Genomic DNA, 18807 nt, shown 5'->3' with positions numbered 1-18807 from the left:
GGGCGCCCGGCTTCATCCAGGACACCCCGTATTGTGACGAAATTCTTGAGAATTGTCCGGGAACCGCGCGAGAAGCTAACCGGCCGAGCGCAACCAGAACGTGACCGGCCCGTCATTGACCAGGCTGACTTGCATATACGCTCCGAATTCGCCCGTTTGCACGACCGGATGGCGCGCGCATGCCTGCGCGACGAAGTAATCGAACAAGCGCCGCCCCTCGTCTGGCGTTGCCGCGGGAGTGAAACTCGGTCGCGTGCCGCTGGTGGTATCGGCCGCGAGCGTGAATTGGGGCACCAGCAAAAGCCCGCCGGCCCGACCGGCGCCGTCGATATTCTGCACGCTCAGATTCATCTTGCCCTGTGCGTCGGAGAATACGCGATAGGCGAGCAATTTGTTCAGCAATTTGTCGGCCACTGCCTGCGTGTCGCCGCGCTCGGCACAGACCAGCGCCAGCAGCCCGGGGCCGATTTCGCCGACGGTGCGCCCGTCGACGTCGACCTTGGCCTTCAATACCCGCTGTATCAGTGCAATCATGCGCCCTGCGTCAGCGTCACGCGCGCGAAACGCCGCTTGCCGACCTGCACGACGTAGGTCCCCGCATCGATTTTGAGGCCTTTGTCGGTCACCACGGTGCCATCGATGCGCACACCGCCCTGCTCGACATTGCGCAGCGCCTCGGACGTCGACGGCGCCAGTCCAGCCTGCTTGAGCAACTGGCCAATGGCCAGCGGCGCGCCACCGAGCGACACCTCGGGGATGTCGTCCGGCACGCCGCCACGCGCGCGCAGATTGAAGTCTTCCAGCGCGTGCTCGGCATCGGCGATCGAGTGAAAGCGCGCCACGATCTCCTGCGCCAGCAGAACCTTGATGTCGCGCGGATTGCGGCCCTGGTCCACCTCCCGCTGCAATTGCGCGATTTCAGCCAGGGGGCGGAACGACAGCAACTCGTAATAGCGCCACATCAATTCATCGGAGATGCTCATCAATTTGCCGAACATATCAGCCGGCTTCTCGCTGATACCAATGTAGTTGCCCTTGGATTTGGACATCTTCTCCACGCCGTCGAGCCCCTCGAGCAGCGGCATGGTGAGAATGCACTGCGGCTCCTGGCCGTACTGCTTCTGCAACTCACGGCCGACCAGCAGATTGAATTTCTGATCGGTGCCGCCCAGTTCGAGATCGGCCTTGAGCGCGACCGAATCGTAACCCTGCATCAGCGGATACAGAAATTCGTGAATGGCAATCGGAATGCCGCTTTGAAAGCGCTTGGTGAAGTCCTCGCGCTCGAGCATGCGCGCCATCGTGTAATGCGACGCCAGTTTGATCATGCCGTCGGCGCCAAGCGCCATCGACCACTCGCTGTTGTAGCGGATTTCCGTTTTGCTGCGATCGAGCACCAGCGCAGCCTGCTCGAAGTAGGTTTTCGCGTTGGTCTCGATCTGTTCGCGCGTGAGCGGCGGGCGCGTGCTGTTGCGCCCGGAGGGGTCGCCGATCAACGAAGTGAAATCCCCGATCAGGAAGATCACGGTGTGGCCGAGATCCTGCAATTGCCGCATCTTGTTGAGCACGACCGTGTGGCCGATATGAATGTCCGGGGCGGTCGGATCCAGGCCAAGCTTGATGCGCAAAGGTACGCCAGTCGCTTCGCTGCGCGCCAGCTTTTGCAGAAACTCTTCCTCGACCAGCAATTCGTCGCACCCGCGCTTGGCCACCGCCAATGCGTCACGTGTCGCGTCGGTCACCCGGTAGGCCGCAGGTTTTGCCGGTGTGTGTTCAATCGTCATAAAAATCGCCCGCACTGATTTGGGATTTACCTTACCGGTCCCGGCGGCGACCCTTGTTACAATGCCGCCTGAACCTCGAGTTCGGGCCGCGCAAGGTGCGCGACCGAACGTTTTCTCCTTGAGTTGCGCAGAATTTTACGTGATGTGGCCAAAACTCCGTGATTTTTTTGCGCGCGAGCTGCTTATTCTGATCGACCCAACGCACGACCTGCATCGCCGCCGCAAGCGGCAGATCGTCAGCGTCGTCGGGTCGGTGTTGACCTTGGGAATGGTGACCGCGTTCGGCATCGCCCCGATGGTGCCCGACGCCGCCCTGCGCGGCGATCGCGTACAAATGCCCATCGCCTTCCCCGACCTGACACCGCAGATCCGCCAGATCGACGCGCACGAGCAAACCTTCGTCAGCCAGGCCAGCCTGCAGCGGGGCGATACCGTCGACGGCCTGCTGCAACGCCTGTCGATCAACGACCCACAGGCCGAGCGGTTCATCCAGGCGGACCGCCACGCTCGGGCGCTGTTTCGCCTGCCGTCGGAGCAGCTGATCAGCGCCGTGACCGACGATGCGGGCAAGTTGCTCTCGCTCACGGCGATGCTCTCGTTCGACGCCGAGCAGTCGCGCGAGCTAAAGATCTCCCGTAACGCGCAGAACAGGCTGGGTTCGAGTGTGAATGTGCTGCCCAACGAAACGCAATGGGATATGCGTTCAGGCACCATCGACGATAATTTTTTCCGCGCCATGGACGACGCCGGCGTACCCGAGAGCGTCGTGGCGCAAATGGTGCGCATCTTCTCCGGAGTCGTGAATTTTCACAAGGACGTGCGCCGCGGCGACCGCTTCCGGCTGGTATTCGAGAACATCCAGCAGCAGGGCCGTACGGTCCGATATGGACGCGTGCTGGCAGTCGAGTTCGTCAATCGCGGCAAGACCTATCAGACCGTCTGGTATGCCGAGCCCGGCCAGGCATCGAACGGCACCTACTATACCTTCGACGGCAAGCACCTCAGGCAGGCCTTCTTGCGCACCCCGGTCGAGTTTTCCCGCCTGACGTCCGGTTTCGGCACTCGCAACCACCCGCTTTTCCAGGACTGGCGGCAACACAACGGCGTCGACTTCGCCGCGCCGGTCGGCACGCGCGTGTTCGCCGCGGGCGACGGCACCGTGAGTTTCGTCGGCCAACAGAACGGCTACGGGAATATCGTCATGATCAATCATGCCGGCGGCTATTCGACGCGCTATGCTCATCTGTCGGGATTCGCGCCCGGTGTGCGCGCCGGCCAGCGCGTCGCCCAGGGCGCGGTGATCGGCTTCGTCGGGCAAACCGGTTGGGCTACCGGGCCGCATCTTCATTACGAGTTGCGCTATCGTGGGCAGCCGCTCAATCCGTTCGCGACGTCGTTCGCCGCCGCCCCGCCGCTGGATGGCAAGCGCCTGGAGCGGTTCAACCTGTACACTACGCATTTGCTCAAGCGCATCGATCTCATGCGCACCGTGCACATCGCGCAAATCAGCTGACCATGCCAAACGTCGACGAGTCTTCTGCCCCTCCGCCCGTATCGTCCGACGTCGGGCCCTGGTACATCGGACTCATGTCGGGCACGAGCCTGGACGGCGTCGATGGCATCCTGGTCCGATTCGACGCCCGTACCGGTCGGCAACAGATCGGCGCCGAAGCCTACGTGCCGTTTCCGCAGACGCTGCGGGCTGAATTGCTGACGCTACAGGCACCGGACGCGAACGAAATCCATCGAGAAGCGCTAGCCGCCAATCGACTGGCGCAACTATACGCCGCGTGCTGCCGCCAGTTGCTCGAGCGAGCACAACTCACCGCAGGACAAATTCGGGCGATCGGGGTGCACGGCCAGACGATCCGGCATCGACCTGGGGAATTCGACGGCATTGGTTACACCCGTCAGATCAACCAGCCGGCGCTGCTGGCGGAACTGACCGGGATCGACGTCGTCGCGGACTTTCGTAGCCGCGATGTCGCCGCCGGCGGCCAGGGGGCTCCGCTGGTGCCGGCTTTTCATGCGTCGGTCTTCGGCAGCCCCAGCGAGACCCGGGTTATCTGCAACATCGGCGGCATCAGCAATCTGACGATCCTGCCAGCGGCCAGCGCGAGCGCCGCAGGACACGCCATCGGCTTCGACTGCGGCCCCGGCAACGCATTGCTCGACGGCTGGGCCATGCAGCACCTCGGCACCCCTTACGATGCGAACGGTCAGTGGGCCGCCACCGGCAAGGTCGCTCCGTCACTGCTCGCCGACTTGCTGGCCGATCCTTATTTTGTCGCACCGCCGCCCAAGAGCACCGGACGCGACTTGTTCAACGCAACCTGGTTGACTGGCAAATTATCCGCTTTTGGGGCAGTCGCACCGGCCGACGTGCAAGCCACCCTGCTCGCACTGACCGTGCGCGGCATCGCTGACGCGACTCGGCGATACGCACCTGATTGCCGCACTCTTTTTGTTTGCGGCGGCGGCGCCCACAACACCAGCCTGATGGCGGCGTTGCGGCAAGACCTTGCGCCTTGCGCGATCGACACGACTGGCGCACTCGGTATTCCGCCCCAGCAGGTCGAGGCGCTGGCTTTCGCCTGGCTGGCGCAGCGCTGCGTCGAGCGGCAGCCCGGCAATTTGCCGCGGGTCACCGGCGCGTCGGGCCCGCGCGTGCTGGGCGCCATCTACCCCGCCTAGTGCGCCGCCTCGATACTCGGCGCCCATGAAAAAAGGACCCCGCGGGGTCCTCTCGATAGGCCGACAGTCGACTTCAGACGGAAAACGACGAGCCGCAACCGCATGTCGTCGTAGCTTGCGGATTCTTGATAACGAACTGTGCGCCGTTGATATCTTCCTTGTAATCGATTTCCGCGCCGACCAGGTATTGGTAGCTCATCGAATCGATCAGCAACTTCACACCGTTCTTGTCCATCACGGTGTCGTCTTCGTTGATATCCTCGTCAAAGGTAAAGCCATACTGGAAACCTGAGCAGCCGCCGCCTTGCACGAACACGCGCAGCTTCAGTCCAGGGTTACCTTCTTCGTCGATCAACTGTTTGACCTTGTCGGCCGCGCTGTCAGTGAACAGCAGCGGAGCGGGCATGTCGGTTACAGCGGTCTCTGCCAGAGCACTCATCAGCATTCTCCAAAAAACGTTTCGATCCTATTGTAGGCCTGATTCGAAGATCGTGCAGATACCCCTAAAGAATCAAGGCATTATCGGGATCGGCGGCAAACAGGCAGCCGCACCGCTCCACCGGGAAAAGAAAAAGCCGCACAAGGCGGCTTTTTCCAGGCGAACCAGCGCTCGCGCGATTAACGCTTCGAGAACTGTTTGCGCCGGCGTGCTTTGTGCAGACCGACTTTCTTACGCTCGACTTCACGCGCATCGCGGGTCACCAGACCAGCGCCGGACAGCGTGGGCTTGAGCGTCGCGTCGTAATCGATCAGCGCACGGGTGATGCCGTGACGCACCGCGCCGGCTTGACCGGTCTCGCCACCACCGGACACGTTGACTTTGATGTCGAACGTGGTGCCGTTGTTGGTCAGTTCGAGCGGCTGGCGCACGATCATCAGCGAGGTTTCGCGAGCGAAGTATTCGCTGATCGGCTTGCCGTTGACGACGATGTCGCCCTTGCCCGCCTTGATGAAGACGCGGGCCACGGCGCTTTTGCGGCGGCCGGTGCCGTAGTTCCAATTTCCAATCATGGCTGGCCCCTTAGATCTCGAGCGACTTCGGTTGTTGCGCTTCGTGCGGATGATTGCCGTCGGCGTAAACCTTCAGCTTCTTGATCATCGCATAGCCCAACGGACCTTTCGGCAGCATGCCCTTGACCGCTTTTTCCAGCGCGCGGCCCGGGAAACGCTCTTGCATCTTGCCGAACGTCGTTTCGTAAATACCCCCCGGGTAGCCGGAGTGGCGATAGTATTTCTTGTCGGTGACCTTGGCGCCAGTCACTTTCAATTTCGCCGCGTTGACGATGATGATGTAATCACCGGTATCAACGTGCGGGGTGAATTCAGGTTTATGCTTGCCGCGCAAACGGCGTGCCACTTCGCTGGCGACACGGCCGAGGACTTTGTCCGTCGCGTCAATCACGTACCATTCGCGCTTCACCTCATGCGGCTTTGCGGAAAACGTCTTCATGATCGATCCAAATTTGACCTGCCCAATCTTTTGTCTTCCTGCTTATTGGTTGCTGCAGGCTCTCCCAGTTCTTTTCCGCGGGCATTTCCGGAAAAGCCGTTGATTATACAGAAATTTGCTGCGACAAGGAAAACAAATGGGGCGCGGCTTGCAATTTCCGTTGGGGCTTTGGAAACGGCCATAAAAAAACCCGAACCGCCAGGGGTTCGGGTTAAATCCACCAAAGGAGGAGGGTGGAGGAGACACCTGCTGATTGCACTACCGCTGCAATCCATGAAAACCATTATAGGCACATCGTTTGTGCAATGCAAGAAATTTACACTGCGAAATGCAAGACCATATTGTGAAATTCCCGCCAGTTCCAACGATTTCGTCAATTTATTCAATGAATTAGCTATTCACTCCAGAATCGTCCATTTGGCTTTAGAGCCATTACTCTAACCGTGTTGGTGGATCTCGCAGGGAATATGCGGATATCAGCCCCTATTGCATCGCAGCATAATAGTCGCTGATCGTTGCTCTGACACGGACCAAGGCACGTCCGACCGACATCACGAATCGTCTGTACAATTTTCATTTAAGCAGCAAAATCGGAGCAAGCAATGGAATGCAAGGTAAGTTGGCTGGGGCAGGACGGCATGGGATTCGTGGCCGAAACCGGCAGCGGCCATATCGTCGCGATGGATGGCGCGCCGGAGGGCGGCGGGCATAACCTGGCCCCGCGTCCGATGGAAATGGTGCTGCTGGGTACGGGCGGCTGCACCGCCTACGACGTCGTCCTGATTCTGAAGAAGAGCCGCCAGGAGGTTCATGGCTGCAGCGTGGTGCTCAAGGCGGAGCGCGCGAGCGAGGATCCCAAGGTATTTACCAAGATCCATTTTCAATTTACCGTCACGGGCCGGAATCTGAATCCGGCGACGGTCGAACGAGCGATCAAGCTGTCCCACGACAAATACTGCTCAGCTTCGATCATGCTGAGCAAGACGGCCGAATTGACTCACGGGTTCGATATCGTCGACGCCTGAGTCCGCGTCGCGCGAGCTTAAAGTGGCAGAGCCGGCCGATAAGCCGGATTCTGTGCCCGCGCCGAAGCGCGGTTGACAGTCATTCCTCTAGGCGGCGCATTGCTGCGCCGCTCAAGCTTCCTACCCGCAAGCTCACGTGAGCCCCGTTGTGTCCCGCATCGCACGAAGCCATGCGGGACGCGCTTGCCTATTTGGAATTGCTCCGGGTGGAGGTTACCGTGCCGTGTGCGTTGCCGCACGCCGCGGTGCGCTCTTACCGCACCGTTTCACCCTTACCTGAGCCGCCGGCTTGCGCCGGGCGGCCATCGGCGGTTTGTTTTCTGTGGCCCTGTTCCGCGTGTCGCCACGGATGGCCGTTAGCCATCACCCTGCTCTGTGGAGTCCGGACTTTCCTCCCCTTTCCGAAGAAAGCGGCGACTGTCTGGCCGACTCTGCGGGCGTAGTCTAGCACGCAGCGACGGTGCGGCGCCGGCCGGTGCGGAACACCGACGTATCGGCGTAGAAACTGGCATCCTCGTTGGCCGGCCACCAGCCGGGAATCCCCAGCACGGGAAGCGGAGCGAACATTGCGCTGTGCAACGGCGAGTCTCGCAGGCTCGCCGCCACCCGTCGGTCGAGCTCGCTGATCCGCTCTGCCGGTGCGAGTGAAAAGAACTCGCCGTCGACCGGCACCACCCAGGCATGCGCGGTAATCGATTTATAGGGCCACACCAGCTTTTCCAATAACGCGTGGCCGAAAACCAGCGCCTCGCAGCATTGCCCCCAGTCGGCGCGCCGGCCAAGCATCAGGTCGTGCCAATCGAAGCGTCCCAATGTGTCGGCCATCGTCATATCGCTACAGGCAAACAACACGGCATTCTCGTCGAAGAGCGTTGCAGCATCGCGGGCCCGCCCGCGCTCGGCGCCGATGCCGGCGCGCGCGATCTCCGCTGCCTGACGGGCATTCAGGCATGCCTTGATGCGCGGAAAAGCCAACCAAATCAGAGCGTTGAAAAAGTCATGCGGGTTGATTCGCGTGGGCACTTCACCGCTCGCGTGGATGTGCGCCTCATAAGCGCATCCGGCCGGCAAGCTCGCCTGCGGCACGAATCGGATCGGTTTGCCGGCCGCGTTGCACAGGCTGCGGCGACCAGCCTCGAGATCAAGCGCCGCACGCCAATCGCTGGCGCCGGCGGCATATCGCCCGAGCGTCGCGGTGGTGGAAAACCAGGGGCGAGCCCAGTCGATGGCAGCCAGCACGGCACCGACATCCGTCTGATCGGGCAAAGACGTCAAGCCCGCAACTTCCACGGCAGAACTTCGCCACCTCGCAGCGGGACGACCGTCGCACCGTCGCCCAGCGGCAACTCCGCAGGTAACGTCCATGGTTCGCGGACCAGCACGATTTTGTCCGTATTGCGCGGCAACCCATAGAAATCAGGCCCGTGAAAACTGGCAAAGCCTTCGAGCTTGTCCAGCGCGCCGGCCGCCTCGAACGCCTCGGCGTAAAGCTCGATGGCGTGCAGCGCGGTGTAGCATCCGGCGCAGCCGCAGGCATGCTCTTTCAGGCCGCGCGGATGCGGAGCGCTGTCCGTGCCGAGGAAAAAACGCGGACTGCCGGAGGTCGCCGCCGACACCAATGCCTGGCGGTGCGCCTCGCGCTTGAGCACCGGCAGGCAATAATAATGCGGGCGGATACCGCCGGTGAAGATGGCATTGCGGTTGTAGAGCAGGTGATGAGCGGTGATGGTCGCGGCGATCGGCCCCTCGGCTTGCCGCACGTAGTCAGCGGCGTCGCGCGTGGTGATGTGCTCGAAAACCACCTTGAGTGCCGGAAACCGGCGCCGCAACGGCAACATCACCTGATCGATAAACACTTTCTCGCGATCGAAAATATCGATCGCCGAGTCGGTGACCTCGCCATGCATCAGCAGCGGCACGCCGACTTCCTGCATGGCCTCCAGCGTCCTGGCGCATTTGCCCAGATCGGTGACGCCGGCGTCGGAGTTGGTGGTCGCTCCGGCCGGGTAGAGCTTCACGCCATGCACGATGCCCGAGTCCCGCGCGCGCCTGATTTCGTCCGGCGGCGTATTGTCGGTCAGATACAGCGTCATCAGCGGCTCGAAAGCGCAGCCGGCGGGCAGCGCCGCCAGGATGCGCTCCCGGTATGCCTGCGCCTGGGCCGTGGTCGTCACCGGCGGCTTGAGGTTGGGCATGATAATGGCGCGGGCGAATTGACGGGCGCTGTCGGGCAGCACGCTGCGCAGCGTGGCGCCGTCGCGCACGTGCAAATGCCAGTCGTCGGGCCGCGTGAGAGTAAGCTGGGTCATGATCGGTACCAGTGAGGCCGGCTGCCGCCGGCGGCGGCCGGCGCCATGTACGGCGAGGAACGTGAGTGCTATGCTTGAACAGCCTTTTATTGTAACGGCTGTTGGCGCCGCCGCATCATTGCCGCGGCAGCAGGGGCGACACAGCCGGGATTCGCCTACCGGGTCAGCACATGTGCCAATTGCTGGGGATGAACTGCGCCACCCCAACCGACATCACGTTTTCGTTTACCGGCTTCGCCGCGCGCGGAGGCGTCACCGATCACCATGCCGATGGCTGGGGCATTGCCTTTTTCGAAGACAAGGCATGCCGCCTGTTTATCGATCATCAGTCAGCCGCGACGTCGCCCATCGCGGAGCTGGTCAAAAGCTACCCGATCAAATCGAAAAACGTCATCGCCCATATCCGCAAGGCAACGCAAGGCCGCATCGAGCTGGAGAATTGCCATCCGTTCCAGCGTGAGCTGTGGGGCCGGCACTGGATCTTCGCTCACAACGGTGATCTGAAGGACTACCAGCCCTTCCTGAGCGGCGTCTATCAGCCGGTCGGCACCACCGACAGCGAGCTGGCCTTTTGCGACATCATGCAGGGCCTGCGCAAGCGATTTCCCGGCTCGCAGCCGCCGCTCAACGAGTTATTCCATACGCTCGAGGAGATCACGCGCTCCATTACCCGGCACGGCGTCTTCAACTACATGCTGTCGAACGGTCAGGCCCTGTTTGCCCATTGCTCGACCCGCCTGCACTATATCGTGCGCCAATGGCCCTTTCAGGCCGCGCACCTGATCGACTCCGACATGACCATCGATTTCGCTCAGTACACGACCGAGGCCGACCGCGTGTCGGTCATCGCCACCGCGCCTCTGACCGACAATGAAACCTGGACCGGCTTTGCCCCCGGCGAACTGATCCTGTTCGAGGCCGGTCAGCCCACGCTGAAAACCGTGGTGCCGATACCCGACGAGGTCCGGCTGAAAAACGCGCAAAACGCCGCCTGCCTCTAGACCTTCCAAAATAAAAAAGCGCGCCGCGGCGCGCTTTGACGTTCGCTCACGTCCAGCTCAGTGCAGGATCTTGGCAAGGAAATCCTTGGCCCGGTCCGACTTCGGGTTGGCGAAGAAATCTTCCTTGCGGTCATCTTCGACGATTGCGCCGTGATCCATGAAAATTACGCGGTGCGCGACCTTCCTGGCAAAGCCCATCTCGTGCGTGACGACCATCATCGTCATCCCTTCCCTGGCCAGCTCCACCATCACATCGAGAACCTCGTTGATCATTTCCGGATCGAGCGCCGAGGTCGGCTCGTCGAACAGCATCGCAATCGGCTCCATGCATAATGCGCGCGCAATCGCCACGCGCTGCTGCTGGCCACCCGACAGTTGCCCCGGATATTTGCCCGCGTGCGCCTTGAGCCCGACCCGGTCGAGGAGCTTCATGCCCTTCTCCATCGCCTCGTCCTTGCTGCGCCCCAGCACCTTGATTTGCGCGAGCGTCAGGTTCTCGGTGATCGACAGATGCGGGAACAGCTCGAAATGCTGGAAAACCATGCCCACGCGCGAGCGCAGCTTGGCCAGGTTCGTCTTGGGCGCGCCCACGGAAATGCCGTCGACGATGATTTCCCCTTGCTGAAACGGCTCCAGACCGTTGACGGTTTTGATCAAGGTCGATTTGCCCGACCCCGACGGCCCGCACACCACGACCACCTCGCCTTTTTTCACTTCAGTGGTGCAATCGGTCAGCACCTGAAACTGACCGTACCACTTCGAGACGTTCTTGAGTGAAATCATTTCACAATCCTTTGTTGAAGACTTCTCGTCCGCCGCGTATCCCGCCGGTCCGGACGATCCCGGCATGATACGCCGCCTGTGCCCGCATGCAGGCTGAGGGCGGCATATCTGTCGGCCCGTGGCACACACGAACGGCTCGGATCGCCCTTCAACAAACACAGAGGGGGCTGTGAAAGCCCCCTTGAATGATCATTCAAAGTCCGCCGCAACACGCAATTCTCGGACGGAGCCAACGCTGGGGCGATGGCTCCGGCATGCCGGCGAAATACAACTCAGGGATACAGGCCGCGCATCTGACGCGCCTGCAGGATTCGTGTACAGGCCACGATAAAGGCAGCGGTACGCAGCGATACCTTGTGGTCCTGGGCCACGTGCCACACCCCGTCGAACGCTTCACGCATGATGCGCTCCAGGCGGTGGTTGATCTCCTCTTCGGTCCAGAAGAAGCTGGAGAAATCCTGCACCCATTCGAAATAGCTGACCGTGACGCCCCCCGCGTTGGCGACCACGTCCGGCACCACCAGCGTGCCGTTTTCGTGCAGGATGTCGTCCGCCTCGGGCGTGGTCGGGCCATTGGCCCCTTCGACCACGATCTTGGCGCGAATCTGCCCGGCATTATGTCGGGTAATCTGCCCTTCGAGCGCGGCCGGAACCAGAAACTCGCAGTCCAGCCCCCAAAATTCGCTGTCCGGAATCTTGTCGGCGCGAGCGAAGCCGCCGACCCCGCCGGTCTCGGCCACGTGCGCGAGCAGCGCCGGCACGTCGAGGCCGCCGCCGTTGTAGATCGTACCGGTGTGATCCTGCACGCCGACCACCTGCGCCCCGGCCTCATGGAACAGGCGGGCGGCAATGCCACCCACGTTGCCGAAGCCCTGCACGATGACGCGCGCACCCTTCACTTCCAGGCCAATATGCCGGGCCGCCTCGCAACTCACCACGAACACGCCGCGGCCGGTCGCTTCACGACGCCCCAGGCTGCCGCCCAGCGAAATCGGCTTGCCGGTGACGACCCCGCTGGCGGTGGATCCCTCGTTCATCGAATAGGTATCCATCATCCACGCCATGATCTGCTCATTGGTGTTGACGTCGGGCGCGGGAATATCCTTGGTCGGCCCGATGATGATATTGATTTCGCTGGTGTAGCGGCGCGTCACGCGCTCGAGTTCGGCCATCGACAGCTTGCGCGGATCCAGCCGGATGCCGCCCTTGGCGCCGCCATACGGCACGTTGACCGCGGCATTCTTGACCGACATCCAGGCCGACAGCGCCATCACTTCCGACAGCGTCACATCCTGGTGAAAGCGCACGCCGCCCTTGCCCGGGCCGCGCGAGGTGTTGTGCTGCACTCGATAGCCTTCGAAGTGGGCGATCGTGCCGTTGTCCAGCTCGATCGGCACATCGACGATCAGAATGCGCTTGGGACGCTTGAGGGTCTCGACCCAGCGCGACAACGAACCAAGATAGGGGGTGACGCGATCGACCTGTTGCAGGTAAATCCCCCACGGACCCAGGTCGTCGGGTCGCAGGTAGGAAGGCAAGGCATGGGTGGTTTGGGACATCGGTGATCTCCAGCATCTGGGTTACCGCGACAGCCCCCGCCATCCAGGAGATGGCAAAGGGCCGGGACTCGTGATCCTGATTCGCGTTGCCGCATCGACGCTGTGTTTGTCGATACGACTGGGCGCACTTTAAAAAAACCCAGCCCAAGAATCCAATGCCAATTTCACATGCTTTTATGCAATTTTTGCATAATCATTCGACGATTCCGCGCTACCGGCCATGCCGCTAACGGCTTCCCATAACGCCTGCATTGCGTCGCGCTTGGCGCGATCGCGCCGGCTGCGCGCTTCGCCGAACGCCAGGCGGTCCCGATACAGGCGAATCTCCATCTCCAGATGCAGGTCGCCAGCGTTCGCTGTCCGTTCTTTAGGTGCGATGCGCGTCGCGCCATCGAGCCGTACCAATTGGCCCTGTTTCACCTCATCGGTCACGGCACTGTGCGGCAGGAAGGCCACGCCGTGTCCGGCCAGCGCCATCGATTTGAGCGCTTCGGCCATATCGGTTTCGTAGCACTTGTCCAGATGCGGCGCCGCGGCCGCATCGGCCAGCAACAAATCGGCCATGCGCCCCAAATACGCGTTCGGCGTATAGGCCAGATACGGCACCGGCGCGGCGGACGTACCCGGCAGACGGTACAAGGGCTTGCCTTGCGCATTCGTTGCGCTGTAGGGGTCGAAGGACTCGGCGCCGAGGATCAGCTTGTCGTAGCGGGCCGCATCGAGCTGCAGCGGCTGGCGCGGGTGGTAGTAGCACATCAGCAGATCGCACCCGCCGTCGGTCAGCGACATTGCCGCGTCGTGCACATTCAGCGCCCGCAGCCGGCAGCGCAGCTTGCCTACGCGCTGTTCCAGGGTCTCGAGCCAGCGGGGGAAGAAGGTCAGCGACAGCGTGTGCGGCACGGCAAAATCGATCACCGAGGCATCGGCCGAGCGCTGCTCGCGCAGCAGCGCTCGTGCCTCCTGGGCCTGCGCCAGCAGGGTGAGCGCCTGCTCGTAGAACACTTCGCCGGCTGGCGTCAGATTGGTCGGGTAACTGGAGCGATCGATCAATTCGCTGCCAAGCCATGCCTCGAGCGCCTGGATGCGCCGCGAGAACGCCGGCTGAGTCACGTGCCGAAGTTCGGCAGAGCGGCTGAAACTGCGTGTCTTCGCCAGCGACACGAAATCCTCTAGCCATTTGATTTCCATGGTGCCCCTTCCCCGGTTGCAGGCTCAAGCCGATGCGGCTACCGCCGGCGCTACATCGGCTGCCATCTCGTCATCCCGATCGTCGCGCCGTTGCTGCAGCCACCACATTTGCGCATACAGCCCGCCGGCCTGCAGCAATGATTCGTGCGTGCCGCGCTCGACAATGCGCCCCTTGTCCAGCACGAGAATCTGCTGGGCATGCACCACGGTCGAGAGCCGATGCGCAATCACCAGCGTGGTGCGCTCTTGCGCGATTTGCCGCAACTCCGCCTGGATCGCCTGCTCCGAGCGCGAGTCGAGCGCCGACGTTGCCTCATCGAAAATCAGGATATGCGGGTTCTTCAGGATCGTTCGCGCGATCGCGACCCGCTGCTTTTCGCCTCCGGAGAGCTTCAGGCCGCGCTCGCCGACCATTGACTCATAGCCGGCGGGCAGGCTCTCGATAAAGTCGTGAATGTGAGCAGCGCGCGCCGCGGCGATGACCGCCTCGCGATCGGCCGCCGGATTGCCATAGGCGATGTTGTAGTAGATCGTGTCGTTGAAGAGCACGGTGTCCTGAGGCACGATCCCAATCGTCGCGCGCAGCGAATCCTGCGTCACTTCGCGAATATCTTGCCCGTCGATCGTGATGCGGCCGGCGTTGGCCCCGCCGGCGTATCCGACATCGTAGAAGCGGAACAACAGCCGCGACAGCGTCGACTTGCCCGACCCGCTGTGACCGACCACCGCCGTGGTGGTGCCGGCCTGGATCCTGAAATCGACGTCGAACAATATCTGCCGTGCCGGCTCATAACCAAAATTGACATGCTCGAAACGCACCTCTCCGCCGCGGCAAATCAGCGGCTGCGCGCCGGGGGCGTCCGCCACCTCGCGATTGGCGTCGAGCAGCGAAAACATCCGATCCATGTCGGTCAAAGCCTGCTTGAGCTCGCGGTAGATCACACCCAGAAAATTCAGCGGGATGTACAGCTGCAGCATGAAAGTATTGACCAGCACCAGGTCGCCCAGCGTCATGCGCCCGCTCATCACCTCCCCGGTCGCATGCCAGAGAATCAGCACCAGTCCGCCGGCAATGATCACCTGCTGGCCAAAATTGAGCACCGACAGGGAATTCTGCGAGCGTATCGCGGCGTTGCGATAACGCTTGAGATTTTCGTCGTAGCGGCGCGCCTCGAAGTCTTCGTTACTGAAATACTTGACGGTCTCGTAGTTGATCAGCGAATCGATCGCCCGCGTATTGGCCTTCGAGTCGAGTTCGTTCATGGTGCGGCGAAAATGCGTGCGCCACTCGGTCACCCGCACGGTGAAAGCAATATAGAGCGCCAGCGCCACCAGTGTCACCACGACATAAAAAATGTCGTAATGAATAAAAAAGTAGCCCAGCACCAATCCGACTTCGATCAAGGTCGGCAAGATGCTGTAAAGCGAATAGGAAATGATCGATTGGATGCCGCGCGTGCCCCGCTCGATATCGCGGCTCATGCCGCCGGTCTGCCGCTCCAGATGAAAGCGCAGCGAGAGCGAATGCAGATGCCGGAATACCTTGAGCGCGATTTGCCGCACCGCGCTCTCCGTGACCTTGGAAAATAGAATTTCCCGCAATTCAGTAAACAGCGAAGTCGACAGCCGCAGCACGCCGTAAGCGACCACCAGCAGCCCGACACCACCGACCATCACAAGGGCCGGCGTTTGCTGTGCGCGCGCCAGCGTCGACAGTTGGGCGAAGCCGGTCAGATGATCGACGATGTGCTTCATAAGCACGGGCACGCCGAGATTGGCAACCTTGGCCCCAATCAGGCACAGTAAAGCAAAGCCTACCCGCCCCTTGAAATCGATCAGGTAGGGAAACAGCGAGCGAAGAATCTGCCAATCGCTGCGCGACTTGCTACGCGACGAGGGAAGCGGCGAATCGGCGTGGGCGTACCGGCGCATGGATTTATCGAGTCGGGATTTTGAGATGAGAAACGGGTATATTCTCGCAGAAGCCGGAGCCTCGCGCTGACGGCCCCCGCAACCGCCTCTGAATCAGGATCCCCCCTATGGAATCGACCAACCTCCCTTCCCTGCCCGAGAACAAGCTGCCCACGCTGCGAGTCATGCCGATGCCGGCCGACGCCAACGTCCATGGCGACGTTTTCGGTGGTTGGATCATGGCCCAGGTCGACATCGCCGGCTCGATTCCGGCCACCGAACGCGCCAACGGACGCGTCGCGACGATCGCGGTGAATTCATTTCTGTTCAAGCAGCCGGTCTTCGTCGGCGACCTGCTCAGTTTCTACGCGCAAATCATCAAGACCGGCACCACCTCGATTACCGTCGACGTCGAGGTTTATGCGCAGCGCACCCGTTTGTCGCATGAAATCGTCAAGGTAACCGAAGCCACCCTGACCTATGTCGCCACCGACGAGCACCGCAAGCGCCGTCCGCTGCCGCCGCTGTAACGCCGCTATAAGCCCGCACCCGGCGCGGTGGCGACTAGCTCGCCGCGTCCGACAACCAGTGCAGCGCCAGTGTCGCCCACATCGCCCATAGCACCAGCATGCTGGTGCCGTACGCCCAGAAGCGGTGCATCACATTGTTGTAGGTGAGGTGAATCGCGCTGTGCGCATAGCGCAGCGCTACATACAGCCACGCCATCAGCAACAGCCAGTGATCGGCCTGATGCGTTACATAGGCCGCCAGCGCTGCGGCGATGAACAATACCGGTGCTTCGAACAGATTCTGGTAGTTGTCGGCAGCCTGGGTGTGGAGCATTGCCTTGGCCATATTGGCGCGACTTGCCGCCGTTTGCGGGTTCAACCGACGCGCGGCGAACTCCGTGAAGCGCTCGCGCAACAGCGCTGCGCAAACGATCATATTGAGCAACACGAGGGCGGCCACCGGCCACAATATCGCTTGATGATTCATCGAGTGATTCCCGGTCAGGTTCAGGTATGCCGCTATCGGCAAACGCATTCAGACAAAACGCGAGAAATCAGGCCGGCGCTTTTCGAAAAATGCCGTGAATGCCTCGCGCGCCTCGGGTGCCTGCAAGCGTCGGCCGAACTCCAGCGCCTCCTCGGCGATGCGCTCGTCCACCATGGCGTGCTGATCGCCCTTCATAAGGCGCTTGGTCGCGCGCAGCGACGCGGCTGGCAGTTGGACCAGTTTGGCCGCCTGGGCCTGGGCAAACGACAGCAGGTCGGCAGCCGGCAGGATGCGATTGACCAGCCCCATCGCATGCGCGTCGAGCGCATCGAAGGGCTCGCCGAGCAGGAGTTTTTCGGCGGCGCGCTGGTAGCCCGTCAAGCGCGGCAGCAGCAGGCTCGAGGCGGCTTCGGGGCATAACCCGAGTTGCGTGAACGGCAGCGAGAATCTGGCGTTGTCGGCCGCATAGACCAAATCGCAATGCAGCAGCAACGTAGTGCCCACGCCGACCGCCGGGCCTGCCACCGCGGCGACGATCGGCTTGCTGGCGTGACTGATGTGATGCAGGAACTGGAATACCGGAGCATCCTGGCTGGTCGGCGGGTGCTTCATGAAATCTTCCAGGTCGTTTCCCGCGGTAAAGACATCCGCCTGGCCCTGGATCAGGATCGCGCGTATGTCGCCGTCGGCCTCGGCCTCGGTCAGCGCGTCGGCCAGGGCCTGGTACATGGCGGCGGTGATGGCGTTCTTCTTGTGGGCCCGGTTGAAGGTCATACTCAGCACGTGATGGCTGCGCTCGATAAGGATGTCCATGCTGTCCCTCGTTATTGTTCCAGAAGCGTCAACGGCCCGCGCGAGCGAGCCGTTGACGTCGATGCGAAATGCGCTCAGACGCGCTCGAAAATACCGGCGGCTCCCATGCCGGTTCCCACGCACATCGTCACCATCCCGTATTTGAGGTTATGCCGCCGCAAGGCGTGCACCACGGTGGCCGAGCGCACCGCACCCGTGGCGCCCAGCGGATGCCCCAATGCGATGGCGCCACCGACCGGGTTGACTTTGCTCGCATCGAGGCCGAGGTCCTTGATCACCGCCAGCGACTGCGCGGCAAACGCCTCGTTCAACTCGATCCAGCCCATATCATCGAGCGACAGGCCGGCGGCGCGCAGGGCGGCGGGGATTGCCTCCTTGGGGCCAATGCCCATGATCTCCGGCGGCACGCCCCGCACCGCGAACGAGACGAAGCGCGCCAGCGGCGTCAGATTGAATTGCTTGAGGATTTTTTCGCTGACGATAATCAACGCGCCAGCGCCGTCCGACGTCTGCGAGCTATTGCCCGCCGTGACCGAGCCTTTGTTGGCGAACACCGGCCGCAGCTTGGCCAACCCTTCGAGCGAGGTATCCGCGCGCGGCCCCTCGTCGAGCGACAGCAGCCGTTTCTTGAGATCGATCTGCCCGCTGGCCAGATTGGGGAATTTCTCGATGACTTCGATCGGCGTGATTTCGTCGTTGAATTCGCCCGCCTGCTGCGCCTTGAGCGCTTTCTGGTGGGAGGCCAGCGAAAACTCGTCCTGCGCCTCGCGGCTGATCTGCCATTGCTGCGCCACCTTCTCGGCCGTCAGGCCCATGCCGTAGGCAATGCCGACGTTCTCGTCGCGCTCGAAAATCGACGGCGACAACGACGGGGTATTGCCCATCATCGGTACCATGCTCATGCTCTCGACGCCGGCCGCGATCATCACGTCGGCCTGGCCGACGCGGATGCGGTCTGCGGCCATCGCCACGGCCGTCAAGCCGGAGGCGCAAAAGCGATTGACCGTGACACCTGCCACGCTGGTCGGCAAGCCCGACAGCAACGCGCCGATGCGCGCCACGTTCAGGCCCTGCTGCGCCTCGGGAATCGCGCAGCCAACGATGATGTCCTCGATCAGCTTGGTGTCGAGCTCCGGCACCTGGCCGACGGCGCTGCGCAAAATCGTTGCCAGCAGGTCGTCCGGACGCAGATGCTTGAAGCTGCCCTTGGGGGCCTTGCCGATCGGCGCACGCGTGGCGGCAACGATATAGGCGTCTTGCAGTTGTTTGCTCATGACTGTCTCCAATGGGCGGG

At 62.0% G+C, this 18807-nt stretch carries 19 protein-coding genes and 1 other RNA gene; 5 read left to right on the top strand and 15 right to left on the bottom strand.

The window, feature by feature from the left end; genetic code table 11:
* Positions 1 to 75: 75 nt before the first annotated feature.
* Both dtd and tyrS read right to left on the bottom strand, forming a co-directional pair.
* Positions 76 to 534, bottom strand: a complete 459-nt coding sequence (dtd, locus tag EPN80_RS04880) for a D-aminoacyl-tRNA deacylase (RefSeq protein WP_293024407.1) — start codon at positions 532 to 534, stop codon at positions 76 to 78.
* The gene (gene tyrS / locus EPN80_RS04875; protein WP_293024405.1) at positions 531 to 1784 is read right to left on the bottom strand and encodes a tyrosine--tRNA ligase; all 1254 of its coding nucleotides are present in this window, start codon (positions 1782 to 1784) and stop codon (positions 531 to 533) included. Before tyrS ends, dtd begins: the two co-directional genes overlap by 4 nt.
* A gap of 142 nt (positions 1785 to 1926) precedes the next feature.
* On the opposite strand from tyrS, the gene EPN80_RS04870 reads away from it, so the two are divergent.
* Together EPN80_RS04870 and EPN80_RS04865 are read left to right on the top strand one after the other, a co-directional pair.
* On the top strand, positions 1927 to 3297 hold the full coding sequence (locus EPN80_RS04870) for a M23 family metallopeptidase (protein WP_293024403.1): 1371 nt from the start codon (positions 1927 to 1929) through the stop codon (positions 3295 to 3297).
* A gap of 2 nt (positions 3298 to 3299) precedes the next feature.
* Positions 3300 to 4478: an anhydro-N-acetylmuramic acid kinase gene (locus EPN80_RS04865; protein ID WP_293024401.1), complete on the top strand. Its 1179-nt coding sequence runs from the start codon at positions 3300 to 3302 to the stop codon at positions 4476 to 4478.
* A 73-nt stretch (positions 4479 to 4551) separates the two neighbouring features.
* Here the strand turns inward: EPN80_RS04865 and erpA are convergent, their stop codons facing one another.
* The 3 genes from erpA to rplM all read right to left on the bottom strand — a co-directional run bounded on the left by erpA (position 4552) and on the right by rplM (position 5928).
* On the bottom strand, positions 4552 to 4917 hold the full coding sequence (erpA, locus tag EPN80_RS04860) for an iron-sulfur cluster insertion protein ErpA (protein ID WP_047215007.1): 366 nt from the start codon (positions 4915 to 4917) through the stop codon (positions 4552 to 4554).
* A 179-nt stretch (positions 4918 to 5096) separates the two neighbouring features.
* Positions 5097 to 5489, bottom strand: coding sequence for a 30S ribosomal protein S9 (gene rpsI, locus EPN80_RS04855; protein WP_293024397.1), 393 nt, complete (start codon positions 5487 to 5489; stop codon positions 5097 to 5099).
* A 10-nt stretch (positions 5490 to 5499) separates the two neighbouring features.
* Complete coding sequence (rplM, locus tag EPN80_RS04850; RefSeq protein ID WP_047215009.1) at positions 5500 to 5928, bottom strand: 50S ribosomal protein L13; 429 nt, start codon at positions 5926 to 5928, stop codon at positions 5500 to 5502.
* Positions 5929 to 6530: 602 nt separating this feature from the next.
* On the opposite strand from rplM, the gene EPN80_RS04845 reads away from it, so the two are divergent.
* Entirely contained in the window at positions 6531 to 6953 is a 423-nt protein-coding gene (locus tag EPN80_RS04845; RefSeq protein ID WP_047215010.1) for an OsmC family protein, read from the top strand.
* A gap of 23 nt (positions 6954 to 6976) precedes the next feature.
* Here the strand turns inward: EPN80_RS04845 and rnpB are convergent.
* The 3 genes from rnpB to pyrC all read right to left on the bottom strand — a co-directional run bounded on the left by rnpB (position 6977) and on the right by pyrC (position 9262).
* Positions 6977 to 7386: RNase P RNA component class A (gene rnpB, locus EPN80_RS04840), an RNA gene on the bottom strand.
* Positions 7387 to 7397: 11 nt separating this feature from the next.
* Positions 7398 to 8228 carry a DUF3025 domain-containing protein gene (locus EPN80_RS04835; RefSeq protein ID WP_293024393.1) on the bottom strand — a complete coding sequence of 277 codons (831 nt, stop codon included), beginning with the start codon at positions 8226 to 8228 and terminating at the stop codon, positions 7398 to 7400.
* Entirely contained in the window at positions 8225 to 9262 is a 1038-nt protein-coding gene (gene pyrC / locus EPN80_RS04830; RefSeq protein ID WP_293024391.1) for a dihydroorotase, read from the bottom strand. Before pyrC ends, EPN80_RS04835 begins: the two co-directional genes overlap by 4 nt.
* Positions 9263 to 9432: 170 nt before the next feature.
* On the opposite strand from pyrC, the gene EPN80_RS04825 reads away from it, so the two are divergent.
* Complete coding sequence (locus tag EPN80_RS04825; RefSeq protein ID WP_293024389.1) at positions 9433 to 10263, top strand: class II glutamine amidotransferase; 831 nt, start codon at positions 9433 to 9435, stop codon at positions 10261 to 10263.
* A gap of 57 nt (positions 10264 to 10320) precedes the next feature.
* Here the strand turns inward: EPN80_RS04825 and EPN80_RS04820 are convergent, their stop codons facing one another.
* From EPN80_RS04820 to EPN80_RS04805, 4 genes are all read right to left on the bottom strand, one after another.
* Entirely contained in the window at positions 10321 to 11046 is a 726-nt protein-coding gene (locus tag EPN80_RS04820; protein WP_047215013.1) for an amino acid ABC transporter ATP-binding protein, read from the bottom strand.
* A gap of 272 nt (positions 11047 to 11318) precedes the next feature.
* Positions 11319 to 12605, bottom strand: coding sequence for a Glu/Leu/Phe/Val dehydrogenase (locus tag EPN80_RS04815; protein WP_293024384.1), 1287 nt, complete (start codon positions 12603 to 12605; stop codon positions 11319 to 11321).
* A gap of 174 nt (positions 12606 to 12779) precedes the next feature.
* A complete protein-coding gene (locus EPN80_RS04810) occupies positions 12780 to 13793 on the bottom strand; it encodes a LysR family transcriptional regulator (RefSeq protein WP_047215015.1) in 1014 nt (337 codons plus the stop codon).
* Positions 13794 to 13817: 24 nt separating this feature from the next.
* Positions 13818 to 15725 carry an ABC transporter ATP-binding protein/permease gene (locus EPN80_RS04805; protein ID WP_293024379.1) on the bottom strand — a complete coding sequence of 636 codons (1908 nt, stop codon included), beginning with the start codon at positions 15723 to 15725 and terminating at the stop codon, positions 13818 to 13820.
* Positions 15726 to 15832: 107 nt separating this feature from the next.
* On the opposite strand from EPN80_RS04805, the gene EPN80_RS04800 reads away from it, so the two are divergent.
* Complete coding sequence (locus EPN80_RS04800) at positions 15833 to 16234, top strand: acyl-CoA thioesterase (RefSeq protein ID WP_293024377.1); 402 nt, start codon at positions 15833 to 15835, stop codon at positions 16232 to 16234.
* A gap of 34 nt (positions 16235 to 16268) precedes the next feature.
* Here EPN80_RS04800 and EPN80_RS04795 read toward each other — a convergent pair whose 3' ends face one another.
* The 3 genes from EPN80_RS04795 to EPN80_RS04785 all read right to left on the bottom strand — a co-directional run bounded on the left by EPN80_RS04795 (position 16269) and on the right by EPN80_RS04785 (position 18787).
* Positions 16269 to 16700, bottom strand: a complete 432-nt coding sequence (locus EPN80_RS04795; protein WP_293024375.1) for an MAPEG family protein — start codon at positions 16698 to 16700, stop codon at positions 16269 to 16271.
* Positions 16701 to 16748: 48 nt separating this feature from the next.
* The gene (locus tag EPN80_RS04790; protein WP_293024373.1) at positions 16749 to 17513 is read right to left on the bottom strand and encodes an enoyl-CoA hydratase; all 765 of its coding nucleotides are present in this window, start codon (positions 17511 to 17513) and stop codon (positions 16749 to 16751) included.
* 74 nt (positions 17514 to 17587) lie between these two features.
* On the bottom strand, positions 17588 to 18787 hold the full coding sequence (locus EPN80_RS04785; RefSeq protein WP_293024371.1) for an acetyl-CoA C-acyltransferase: 1200 nt from the start codon (positions 18785 to 18787) through the stop codon (positions 17588 to 17590).
* Positions 18788 to 18807: the final 20 nt, after the last annotated feature.

The sequence above is a fragment of the Pandoraea sp. genome (assembly GCF_004297875.1).
Taxonomy (GTDB): Bacteria; Pseudomonadota; Gammaproteobacteria; order Burkholderiales; family Burkholderiaceae; genus Pandoraea.
This window is presented reverse-complemented; position numbering and strand designations above follow the sequence as displayed.